Source organism: Moritella sp. JT01 (genome assembly GCF_001574435.1).
In the GTDB taxonomy this organism is placed as follows: domain Bacteria; phylum Pseudomonadota; class Gammaproteobacteria; order Enterobacterales; family Moritellaceae; genus Moritella.
Window position 1 is genome coordinate 434,110 of record NZ_LOCN01000007.1, and the last position, 12,470, is coordinate 446,579.

A 12,470-nucleotide genomic window follows, 5' to 3' on the forward strand; every position below is an offset into this window, starting at 1 on the left:
CAACTATATAACAACTATGTTACGCCAAACAACTCTATAGAATCGTATTCTCATTAGCATAATCACGCTGACTTCGGCCTATAAATTAGCGACAGTTACAGTAATAATCGCGTAATCCGTGGGATGTGATGATGTCAGTAACATTTTTTAGCCATTACGTTTGCCATATACTCAAACGTGTTATTTTAAGAACATTTTAATATGCTTGATAAGCGGCTTAAAATAATGATAACGACTTGTTATTTAAATAATAACAGCTGTAGTTACATTTTAAATCAGCTACACTCCTAGCGAAAACAATGACATTAAAATCAACAGGATGTGATAATGAAAACAACGCTAACAGCAACAAAAAGTGTATGGCAACAACGAATCAAATCTTTAGGTCCAGGAATTATGATGGCAACCGCGGCTGTCGGTGGCTCTCATTTAGTCGCATCAACGAAGGCCGGGGCAACCTATGGCTGGCAACTAATCGGATTAATTTTACTGGTAAATTTGTTCAAATATCCCTTTTTCCGTGCTGGTGTGCAATACACATTAGGCACCAATAAAAGCTTGATTCAAGGCTATAGTGAATTAGGAAAGGGCTATTTATGGCTTTATACTGGGCTCAATATCATTTCTGGGATTGTGAATACCGCGGCACTGCTACTCTTTAGTGCAAGTCTACTCGGTTACTTTCTACCCTGGTCACTGCCGTTAACCACACTTGCAGCGATTGTGCTAGCAGTATGCCTCGCCATCTTACTTGCGGGTCATTTTAAAGCACTAGATAAATTATCGAAACTGATTATGGCTATCCTCGTGATTACTACCGTAGCAGCAGTGGTGATTGCGCTGAATCAAGGTGCAGTAGCTCCTGCAGACTATGTTAGTCCTTCTCCTTGGCAAGTATCTGCAATTGGCTTTATTGTGATCATGATGGGTTGGATGCCGGCACCGATTGAGATTTCAAGCATTACCTCGCTGTGGCTGAAGAACCAACAGAAAGAACAACAGGTAACGCCAGATTCAGCATTGTTTGATTTTAATGTCGGCTATATAGGTACCGCATTACTTGCTGTGGCCTTTGTGATGCTTGGCGCACTAGTACTCCATGGTAATGGGGTTGAATTAAAAAGCTCAGGTATTGGTTTTTCACATCAGTTAGTGAGCATGTATGCACAAACAATTGGCGAGTGGTCTGGTAACTTAATCGCACTGGTGGCCTTCTTTTGTATATTTGGCAGTACGATCACCGTCATTGATGGCTACTCGCGCGCATTAGCAGAATCGCACTTGTTAATCACCAAGCAACCACTTGATCAACGTAAATATCACCAAGTATGGATGGTTGCAATCAGTGCTTGTGCATTGGCTATCTTATTATTCTTTACGTCATCATTAATGGATATGTTGAACTTTGCGATGGTGTTGGCATTTATGACTACCCCAATATTTGCATTGATTAACTATCGTTTAGTGACACAAGCAGAACTACCAGAAGCGTTAAAACTCACCACCAGTATGAAACTGCTTTCATGGGCGGGTTTGATTTATCTGTTTAGCTTCTTAGTGGTGTTTATTTGGTGGAAGTGGATAATGTAAAAAACGGCTAACGAATGTTGGTAACCAACGGCTCTATACCTATGATTGATATTGTATTTACATCAATCATAGGTAATCATTATATATAGAAGTCATCTATACGCGCACTTGTTAAGTGGACACATTATCGACACTCGCCCCCCTTACTTTAGCCAAAAAATGAAAATTAAGCTAAAGTAGTGATAATTAATTGGAAATTAGTGTAATTACAACGATGACAAAAAAACAAAAAATATCCGAACTAAAAGCTAAAATAGATACTATTACACAGGAGCACCAGGCCGAGTATACAATACTCGCTGACCGTTCAGAGAAACTGTATGATCGACAAGAAGCATTGAAAAAAGACTATAAAGTACTTGATGAAAAGACTGGTCTTAACGCACTGTTTGAAGAACTTACAGAATTGGTAGAAAGAAAATAACGAATAAAATAACGACAACGCTAATGCGTCCTGTAATTTGCTTTGTTAGTACTATTACGTCTGGTTTAGTACCGTCACAACAATAGCGTACTTCCACAAGTTTTCTTCATTATCACCCATTTCCATACTCGCCTTACCACCTTTCGGCTCTAACAAGAAAGCGGGAGTATTATAACTAAAGTCCCCTTCAGGAGATGTACACTGCAGAGAACCGTTAAGAAGCAAACCATCAACTTGTTTGGTTAACTTTCCGTTATATCGACAGTTTTTACTTTTAGAGTCTCCCCACAGACCTTCAGACAATTCAAACCGAGGAAACACCATGAGCTTTCCACCATCCTCAATCTGTACTTCAACAGCATACTTGGCACTAGCAAATACACTTCCACTCAATAATGTCAGCATCAATACAAACAAATACTTTCTCATAACGACTTACTCTTCTTATATTATTAACTGTGTATTTTACGTAATACCGTAAAATATCGCTACCCTAAAGTGTCATCATTTTAAGGTAGCGTAATATCAAGCGTATGCAGCGATCAATTAAAACACCGTACAAGCTTCGCTACGCGTTGTCAGCTGACCGCGTGTTTTACCGCTCACCGTCGACAACGTGCAATCACCCTTGTTATTCAATACCTTACTACTACCTGCCATGGTGTTTATCACATCTGCATAACTGGTCCAAGTACCGGTAAAGTAATTATCACCGTCTTTTTCTACAAACGCAGGTAAATAGTTTAATGCATTAAAGAATTGGCTGCCGACGGCACCCAATTCGGTAATGTCACTGCCATTTTCAAGCGCTTGGTAAGCATCAACTAAAGATTGAATAGAGATTTTAGTAGCCATAATGATGATGTCTCTGCTTTGGTCGTTCAACTCTTTAAGGTGGCTATCACCGTATATTTGAAAACGATCACCATTTAAGTTACGCACAAGTGCACCACTCTCATTAAACTCATCATGGAAGTCTTGTTCATTTTTTGCCCACAGCATCCAGATACCACGGTATGAAGGCATGAAATCATTGCGAGGCGCGGTTGCTATTCGCATGAGGGGAGGAAAGTCCGCCAGATCAAACGAAAGAATGCCATCACTATCACGTGTCGCACCCGCTTGTTTCATGATCGATTCCATCCACAGGTAAGTACCTTTCTCTTTTAAACCTGCACTTTCTATCATGTTAAATGATGATTGCTCACGAGACGTCACAACATGCCCAAATGAAAACAAATCAGTTAGACTGTGCAAGGCGTTGGCTTCATGATGTAAAGCAACGTTCCAGTATTTTGGCTCGGTGCGGGCTTTGTCTACATAATAAAGCGCTTGACGGTGTAAGCCTATGTACCAAGCAACTGCAGCGTCAGAGAAATGCCAATCATTCACGTTAGCAATGCGCATCATTTCATCTCCCCACCACGCGGCCTCTTCTAACTCACCATCTCCAGCAGTATTCGAATTCAGGTTACCGAGTGCGCCAAATGGCGGCACAACACCAGAACCGACATGATGCAGATAGGTCGTATTTTTTACCGGTTGAGGGCAATACGCTGGATGTGTACCGTGTTCAAAAACAATATTATCTTTAATATCATTGCTTAAAAAACACTTGCCATCAGTATCACACGAAGTCGTCCGACGGTAATCACCATAGATTGCCGCCAGTTCCCCTAATGTGAACTCATCAGACTGACTACCCATATTCGTGTTCAGCGTAAGTAGTTTAGTTGGCAGTTGACTCTCTTTGGGAATATAGATCGTGTTATTATAATGACTTTGACCAAAGCCACTATAATAACAGTTGTCCTGCACATTATATTTATATGCGTCATAGTCATTTTCATCGTTGCTATCAAAGCCTACCGCCAGTTGTTTCGCTGCACGGAGCTCTTTCGTGTAACTATCAGTCCTGCTCTTTAGCGACACTGCTGTCGGTAATTTGATTGTCTTTGGAATATTGAGTTGCGCGATAGCATTATCGACTATGTTTTTATGTTCTTCTGAATTGAATGCTTGTGCACCCGAGGTAAAAGCGCCAGCCATTACACAAGTCAAAATGCAGTTAACTTTATGTGATATTTTTTTCATATCCGTTTTTAATTCCCTTTATACACACCACTTTAGATGTATTACTTTAGGGTAGAATTCTATCCACACGGAATTAACATGTCAACATGTCACGTAACACTTTAGCAACAAACGGATTGTTTCACTAAAAGGGTTAACTTAAAGACGTTTAATCCAGACAAATATAAATATCCCAGCTTAAAGCCCCAACTATAACGCCATTACCAGCTTAATAAGTTGCAACCAATATAGACAGCTAAAATGACGGTGCAGGTATTAGAATGGCGAAAGTACTGCGGCTCAATAGTTGGCACAAAAAAGGCGATATGAATACCATATCGCCTTTTTATTTTATTCAGTTAAAGTCTTAATCCGACCTTAACGCTGTATTATTTTCGATGCCACTCCGCTTACCGCGTTTTGCTAACGCGTAATAGAATAACGGAGTCAGAATTAAACCGAATACGGTCACCCCTATCATACCAGAGAACACCGCAACGCCCATTGCCTGGCGCATTTCTGAGCCTGCCCCCGTTGACAACACCATAGGCACAACCCCCATGATAAATGCGAACGACGTCATCAAGATAGGGCGTAAACGCAACCTTGCCGCTTCTAAAATTGCATCCATGGTATTCATGCCCGAATCTTGTTTCTCTTTGGCAAATTCGACAATCAAAATAGCATTTTTAGTGGCCAGCCCGACTAATACAATCAAGCCGATTTGAGTGAAGATGTTGTTATCACCGCCATACAGCAGTACCCCACTGATGGCTGACAATATCGTCATCGGAATAATCAAGATGATCGCCAGTGGCAAACTCAAGCTTTCATATTGCGCCGCTAATACCAAGAATACTAACAAGATAATCAATGGGAACACGAACATGCCAGTATCACCTGCGAGGATCTGCTGGTACGTAATTTCAGTCCACTCATAACTCATACCAATCGGTAGCGTCTCATCGAGGATCTTTTCAATCGCCGCTTGCGCCTGACCACTGCTGACACCCGGTGCTGGTCCACCATTAATCTCGGCGGTGGTATACCCGTTATAGCGCATCACACGATCAGGACCTGAAGACTGCGTAATGGTAATAAACGAGCCTAATGGCACCATATCACCCTGTTGATTAGGGACTTTAAGCTGACTCACCTGCTCCGGTGTTTGTCGGAAGGCTTCATCGGCTTGCATAGTCACCTGGTAGGTGCGGCCAAACAAGTTAAAATCATTAACATAAGTCGAGCCCATGTAAGTTTGCAAGGTTTGAAATATCTGATCCAACGATACCCCTTGTTGCTTGGCTTTGGTACGGTCAATCTCTAAATCAAGTTGCGGTACATTCACCTGATAACTTGAAAATATTCCGGCCAATTCAGGTGTTGCCCACGCTTTATATTGCACCGCTTGGGTTGCTTTATACAAGGCTTCATAGCCTAAGTTGGCTTTGTCCAGAATTTGTAAACGGAAACCACCAATCGTCCCAAGTCCTTGCACGGGCGGTGGTGGGAAGATGGCAATAAAGGCATCTTCAATACCGGCAAATTTTGCGTTCAGTTGCTGGGCAATGGCATTGGCACTCAGATCAGCCGTGGTTCTATTTTCAAACTCATCCAAGGTAACAAAAACAATGCCTGAATTGGGGCTGTTAGTGAAACCGTTAATACTTAATCCAGGAAACGACACCGAATGTAATACCCCAGGATGATCAAGGGCAATATCGGACATTCTACGGATCACCGCCTCGGTGCGATCTAACGATGACGCATCAGGTAATTGAGCAAATGCCACCAAGTATTGCTTGTCTTGTCCCGGGACGTAACCCGTCGGTGTTTGCGAAAATTGTACACCTGTTAACACCACTAGACCAAAATACAAGATACCGATAATGCCGCCAAAACGAATGACTTTGCGCACCAACCAGGTATAGCGTTTCGATGCACGATTAAACAAACGGTTAAAGGGCGTAAATAACCAACCGCCTAACAGCTTATCCATGGCACGGGTTAATCTGTCTTTCGGCTCATCTCGGCCTTTTAACAATAACGCCGACAATGCCGGGCTTAATGTCAGTGAGTTAATGGCCGAAATAAAGGTCGAGATAGTGATCGTTAACGCAAATTGCTTATAGAACTGCCCTGTTAAACCACTCATGAATGCCGTGGGAATGAATACCGCAGCAAGCACTAAGGTCGTTGCCACAATCGGTCCGGTTACTTCTTTCATCGCTTTTTGCGTTGCTGCTACAGGATCAAGCCCTTCTTCGATGTTACGTTCGACGTTTTCCACCACCACAATGGCGTCGTCCACGACGATACCAATGGCTAATACCAGCCCAAATAAGGATAAGGCGTTTAATGAAAAACCCATGAGATGCATGAATGCAAACGTACCGACTAAGGATACAGGCACGGCAACTAATGGAATGATCGACGCGCGCCATGTTTGTAAAAACAACACTACGACTAATACCACCAGCAATACTGCTTCAAACAGCGTTTTCACTACCGCTTCAATCGAACCGCGGACAAATACCGTTGGATCATAAACAATGGCATAGTCTAGACCATCCGGGAAGTTCTGTGATAAACGCGCCATGGTGGCACGTACATCATCCGAGATCTGGATCGCATTAGAGCCGGATGCTTGGAACACGCCCATAGCAACCGCTTCTTTATTATCGAGTAATGAACGCAGTGCATACGTTTGCGCACCGATCTCAACGCGAGCCACATCTTTTAAGCGGATGATCTCGCCCTGCTCGCCCACACGAATGATAATGTCTTCAAATTCTTCTTGTGTCGATAGACGCCCTTTCACATTGATCAGTAACTGAAAATCAGCGCCACTTGGCTGCGCACCTAAACTACCGGCTGCCGCTTGTTTATTCTGTTCACGTACCGCTTTTAAAATATCTGCTGGCGCGAGTCCTAGCGACGCCACTTTATTGGGATTAAGCCAAATACGTAAACTGTATTCACTCGCCCCAAACAAGTTTACTGCGCCAACGCCTTCGATACGTGCTAATTCATCTTTTACGTTTAATGCAGCATAGTTGGATAAATACAACATGTCATAACGGTTATCAGGCGCAATTAAATGCACCACCATGGTTAAATCCGGTGATGATTTTTTTGTTACAACCCCTAAACGCTGGACCTCTTCAGGCAATCGCGGTACCGCACGATCAACGCGACTTTGTACCTGGCTTTGGGCTTTATCAACATCGCTACCGATCTCAAACGTGACCGTTAATGTTAACAGACCATCCGAGGTGGCTTGTGAAGACATGTACAACATGTTTTCCACCCCGTTAATGGCTTGCTCTAAGGGTGCTGCGACGGTTTCGGCAATCACTTTCGGATTCGCACCCGGATAACTTGCCGAAACAACCACGGTTGGCGGCACCACTTCGGGATATTCAGTGATCGGCATTAAACCGACGGATATCGCACCCGAGATAAAAAACAGCAATGAGATCACGGCTGCAAAGATCGGTCTTTTAATAAAAAATTGAGAAAACATATTTATCTCGCTACTCGTGTTAATACTAATTCGCGCGCTTGCTCTAATACAGCTTGGTCATGGCGTAATGCCGATAAATTATCGGCTGTGGCCATCTCCACCATATTCGGTTCGATGACCATATTTGGACGTACCTTTTGCAATCCATTCACCACAATTTGGTCTTCAGCAGATAAGCCTTGTGTCACGATCCGCAGACCTTGCACTTTTTCACCCAGTGAAACACCACGGTATTGCAGTTTATTGTCAGCGCCGACAACTAACACAAATTTGTTATTTAAGTCAGTACCTATGGCTTTATCGTCAATCAAAATACCATTGTAAGTTGCACTTCCCGCAATGCGTAATCGAGTAAATAGTCCCGGTAACAAATCATTGTCGAGATTAGCAAAGCGCGCTCTAACTCGGATCGTACCCGTGTTGCGGTTAACCGCATTATCAACAAAATCAATCACACCTGTATGGGTAAAATCGCTTTCATTCGCCAGCGCCATAAATAACGGGTTACCGTCAGAACGTTGATCATTACGTTTATGCTGCGCCGTTAGCTGCACATATTTAAGGTAAGTCTGTTCATCAATATCAAAATAGGCATACATATGTGCGGTTGATACAAGACTGGTTAACTGTGTTTTTCCCGCGGTCACATAGTTACCCATCGTTACGCTAGCATAAGAAACACGTCCAGAAATAGGCGCTTTAACATGGGTATAAGCAAGATCGAGTTCGGCACTCATTAGCGCGGCTTTAACCGAGGCGACTTCCGCCGTGGTTTGATGCATATTCGCTTGGCGAGTATCGATTAACTCTTCCGAAACGGCATTTTTCTTATATAATTTAAAAGCGCGTTGATAATCATTTTTCGCTAACTTCTCTGCCACTGTCGCACTGCTTAATTTCGCTTTTAAGCGCTGTACTTCTGCCGCAAAGACACTCGGATCGATTTTAAATAAAATAGCGCCTTTTTTCACTAAGGCCCCTTCATCAAAGTTCACTGAATTGATATAACCAGACACCCGAGGGATCAAAGTAACCTGTTCAGGCGCTTCTAAGCGACCAGTAAACTCATCCCATTCCGTGACGGGCTCGTTTATCACCTTAGCAACACTCACTTTGGGTGCTGGTCTACTTTGGGCTTGGGATTGTGGCGATTGCTCACTACCACATGCGGTTAATACCAGCGCTGTTAAGCTAGTGATCATGAATGTGCGGAATATATTGCTTGTTCTCATGTGATGGTGTCCCTTCGTTACACTGTTTTGCAATCAGCAAATCAAGATAATTAGTGTCAGTCGATATCGCGCTTATTGCACTGCATTGGTCTATAATTACATACCGAACAGTACAAATTATTATGTACCGATCGGTATGTTATATAATTTTCAAATAGAGTCAATCGTTTTCGTCTGTAAAGACACTGGACAGAAGACAACACTCTGTCTATCCTATGCGCATAAATGAAGGTAATAAAAGGTCTAAAAAATATGTCTAAAACAAGTTGCGTTGGTCGCCCTAAAGGCTTCGATGTTGATGACGTCTTAGAAAAGGCATTAGCGGTATTTTGGGCTAAAGGTTATGAAGGTGCGTCACTCAGTGATCTCACACAAGCAATGGGGATCAACAAGCCAAGCCTGTATTCAACATTTGGTAATAAAGAAGAATTATTCCTTAAAGCAGTTGATTTATATGAACAAAGACCTTGTGGTTATTTCCGTCCTGCATTAGAAGAAGCGACTGCCAAAGCGGTTATTGCAGCCATTCTCAATGGTGCGGCGCAAAGTTTAGCGGATCACAATAACCCACAAGGCTGCATGCTTATTCAAGGTGCGTTAACGGGGAGTGATGCCTGTAAATCAGTAAAACAGGCATTAATTGATCGCCGCCGTAATCATCAAAACGAACTGAAAATACGCTTGGAAGTTGCCCAACAACAAGGAGATTTGACCACGGCGTACAGTGCAGAATCACTTGCTCAATACTTAGCGACAATTATTCAGGGTATGACGATTCAGGCAACGAACTGCATCAGTGCAGCAGAATTACAGAACATCGCCGATCTCGCCTTCAGTCACTTCCCCGGATTAGAGTAATTTATTCGACGAGAGTCGCGACAATAATACTTAATCACGATTTCGTATCGCGCGATCAGCGATACGCCTTCCCTCCCAATGTCTTATTCCACTCATTCGCTATTTTTCTATACCCGCTTTATTTTTTGTTGTGACCACAACAAAAAGATGTATAATCAAACAACCTATTTAGTTGCATGGGCAACAAAAATGAAACATATCGTTTATAAATCTATTATCTATACCGTTTTGGCTATTTCCATTGGCTTTTCTGCATTTTTAGTCACCTCTGACAATATTCTTCCTTTTACGACTCAAGCGAGTTTGCATAAGAATGTGGCCAATATTGCGCCTGAAGTAACAGGTGTAATCACTCAAGTCTATGTCGAGAACGGCCAACACGTGCATACTGGCGAGCGTTTATTTTCCTTAGACAAAGCAGTGTATAAGGTAGCAGTGCGCCAAGCTGAAGCGGAACTACATTTGGCACAAGAGGCTAACTTGTCGAAGTTACAAACATTGACATCAGCGATGCAAACCCTAAGTCAACGTCAAGCCGAATCTAACAATGCACATACCAAATTACGACGTTATCAATCACTGTTTAATAAAGGTCTTATTACTCAACAAGACGTTGAAGATGTACAACTCAATTTTAATCTGTCTAAAAGTGCAGTGGCGATTGCGAAGGCAGAGATCCAACGTATTAAATCCACGCTTTCAGAGAATAATAATACGGCTGAAATTGAGTTTGCCATTGCCAAACTCGATCAAGCCAAACTTGCGCTTGCTAATACTGACGTGAAAGCCAAAAGCCAAGGTACAGTAAGTAATCTGCAATTGCAGGTGGGTAGTTATGTGGCAAAGGGCTCGGTGGCGTTATTTTTAGTCAATGAGTCTAGTAGTTGGCTTAGCGCTGATTTTAATGAAAAAGGGATGAGCTTGCTCGGCTCTGGCACTAAAGTCGCGATCGTATTTGATGCTATCCCGGGGCAAGTATTTAATGGCACATTGTTAAATCAAGATAGCGCCATTTATGATGCCTCTAATTTAACAAATCAACTATCAACGGTGAAGAATGATAATCGTTGGATCCGCGAACAACAAAAAATACGTACTCGTATACAAGTTGAAGGGATTGATACCGCATTAATGTCAGGCGCAAAAGCCAGTGTTATCGTACAAAATAGTAATAGCCTGCTGTCCGCTATCGGTTACAGCTGGATCACCTTTGTTTCTTATTTTAGATATATTTATTAATGCCTCAGTCACTCCAGCCGAAAAATAATCTGCAAGAGGCGCTGCGGATCACCTTCACAATTACCTTGTGTATGGTATTGGGTAAGATACTTAACTTTAATACCCCGGTTTATCTGGCTTTATATCCAACCATGTTAATTACTAAAGGTAGAGACTTCTCTTGGCTGGCGATGTCACGGACTCTCGCCCCCTCCCTTATATCGGCGGCACTTGCAGTCTTTGTCAGTGAGTTATTTTATGGTCACCCCTTTATCGTTTGGACTATTAGTTTACTCTTTTTCGATCAGCTACGACGTAGGGCTGATACACCGATTAAATTAGCCAAAATGATACTACCTTGTTTTCACTGGGTATTGATGGTGATATTTTCGCAAAGCGGTCATTTTGATATGCCAGATATGATCCGTGAGTGCTTTGCAGCAATGGCGATTGCGGCTGCAGTGACAAAATTGATGATTACTTTGTTTCCTGTACCTAAATTGGGTAAACTACCTCAGTTTAAACCCCAACCAGTAACGTACGGTCACCGATTGGTCTCTTTAGCGTTGATCGGCTCTGGTTTAGGCTTGTTGCTGATTGTGGATATGTTACCCGCGACGTTTTGCATGGTACCAGTGATTGCAGCAGCGATTCAGTTTGATCGCGGCACGTTCATTGAGCTTGTAGAGCAGCGTTTTATCACTCAAATTGCAGGTTGTGCTATTGCTGGTATATTTATATTTCTAATGGCAGGCCATCAAAGTACGCTCGGATTTTATGCATTATCGCTTGGTAGCATTATATTTATACTGACTCGCAGTATGCTATCAACAACCGGGTTTACCAGTGGTGTTCATGCCGATACGTTATTAGCGACGATACTGCCAATCCAACTTTATATGGGCAACAATAGCTTTGGTTTAGACAATACGTTTTTACGTGCGTGGCAACTCTTTATCACGTTGACTATCTTATTTATTGGTTATCGGTTAACCATTTCACGAGACAAACATGAGCAAGAAAATTACCCTAATCCCAGAACTGAATGAGAACGTAGCCTTTATGATGGGACTCGCTTATAAGCAGTTCCGCACAATTACGAATCAAAAACTCAACTCCGAATTTGATATAACACTAGAGATGTTAGGCGCGTTGCGGGTATTAGATTATCTGGGTAAAATTCCGCAACAAACCCTATCAACAGCACTGCACCGAGAACGCTCGGTAACCAAACGTTTGGTTGATAACTGCATTAAACGCGGGCTTATTGAAGTACATAAAAGTGATATAAATAAAAAAGCCCGCTATCTCGCCCTTACTGCCGACGGCCTCACTACCAAAACAAATGCAGATATTATGCTGCATGCGTCAATTGCAGAATTCTACTCACCACTAAGCAGTAATGAATGCGATCAGTTGCTGTCCATATGCAAAAAATTGGTACAAGAAGGTGTGTGCATTGAGTAACTCAACACTTACACTGATCTTATATGTATCAATACATTATCCTGCTACTATTACGCTGTAATAACAACTATCTACATATACA

At 42.4% G+C, this 12,470-nt stretch carries 10 protein-coding genes; 6 read left to right on the forward strand and 4 right to left on the reverse strand.

The genetic code is table 11. The features are described from left to right. Positions 1 to 327 precede the first annotated feature (327 nt). Positions 328 to 1,590, forward strand: coding sequence for an NRAMP family divalent metal transporter (locus tag AKG98_RS08600; RefSeq protein WP_067044252.1), 1,263 nt, complete (start codon positions 328 to 330; stop codon positions 1,588 to 1,590). A 214-nt stretch (positions 1,591 to 1,804) separates the two neighbouring features. After that, on the forward strand, positions 1,805 to 2,014 hold the full coding sequence (locus tag AKG98_RS08605; protein WP_067044255.1) for a hypothetical protein: 210 nt from the start codon (positions 1,805 to 1,807) through the stop codon (positions 2,012 to 2,014). Between the two features lie 54 nt (positions 2,015 to 2,068). Here the strand turns inward: AKG98_RS08605 and AKG98_RS08610 are convergent, their stop codons facing one another. The 4 genes from AKG98_RS08610 to AKG98_RS08625 form a co-directional block, all read right to left on the reverse strand. Continuing rightward, entirely contained in the window at positions 2,069 to 2,443 is a 375-nt protein-coding gene (locus AKG98_RS08610; protein ID WP_067044258.1) for a hypothetical protein, read from the reverse strand. 117 nt (positions 2,444 to 2,560) lie between these two features. Then, positions 2,561 to 4,108: a hypothetical protein gene (locus AKG98_RS08615; protein ID WP_067044262.1), complete on the reverse strand. Its 1,548-nt coding sequence runs from the start codon at positions 4,106 to 4,108 to the stop codon at positions 2,561 to 2,563. 346 nt (positions 4,109 to 4,454) lie between these two features. Continuing rightward, positions 4,455 to 7,613 (reverse strand): efflux RND transporter permease subunit, encoded by a 3,159-nt coding sequence (locus tag AKG98_RS08620; RefSeq protein WP_067044265.1) that lies wholly within the window; start codon positions 7,611 to 7,613, stop codon positions 4,455 to 4,457. A gap of 2 nt (positions 7,614 to 7,615) precedes the next feature. After that, positions 7,616 to 8,845, reverse strand: a complete 1,230-nt coding sequence (locus AKG98_RS08625) for an efflux RND transporter periplasmic adaptor subunit (RefSeq protein WP_067044267.1) — start codon at positions 8,843 to 8,845, stop codon at positions 7,616 to 7,618. Between the two features lie 252 nt (positions 8,846 to 9,097). Here AKG98_RS08625 and AKG98_RS08630 point away from each other — a divergent pair, with 252 nt between their 5' ends. The 4 genes from AKG98_RS08630 (at position 9,098) to AKG98_RS08645 (ending at position 12,388) form a co-directional block, all read left to right on the forward strand. After that, on the forward strand, positions 9,098 to 9,703 hold the full coding sequence (locus tag AKG98_RS08630; RefSeq protein ID WP_067044270.1) for a TetR/AcrR family transcriptional regulator: 606 nt from the start codon (positions 9,098 to 9,100) through the stop codon (positions 9,701 to 9,703). 189 nt (positions 9,704 to 9,892) lie between these two features. Continuing rightward, positions 9,893 to 10,942 (forward strand): HlyD family secretion protein, encoded by a 1,050-nt coding sequence (locus AKG98_RS08635; protein WP_067044273.1) that lies wholly within the window; start codon positions 9,893 to 9,895, stop codon positions 10,940 to 10,942. Further along, entirely contained in the window at positions 10,942 to 11,970 is a 1,029-nt protein-coding gene (locus AKG98_RS08640; protein ID WP_067044276.1) for a DUF2955 domain-containing protein, read from the forward strand. Before AKG98_RS08635 ends, AKG98_RS08640 begins: the two co-directional genes overlap by 1 nt. Next, a complete protein-coding gene (locus AKG98_RS08645; protein WP_067044279.1) occupies positions 11,933 to 12,388 on the forward strand; it encodes a MarR family winged helix-turn-helix transcriptional regulator in 456 nt (151 codons plus the stop codon). The genes AKG98_RS08640 and AKG98_RS08645 overlap by 38 nt, the downstream gene beginning before the upstream one ends. Positions 12,389 to 12,470: the final 82 nt, after the last annotated feature.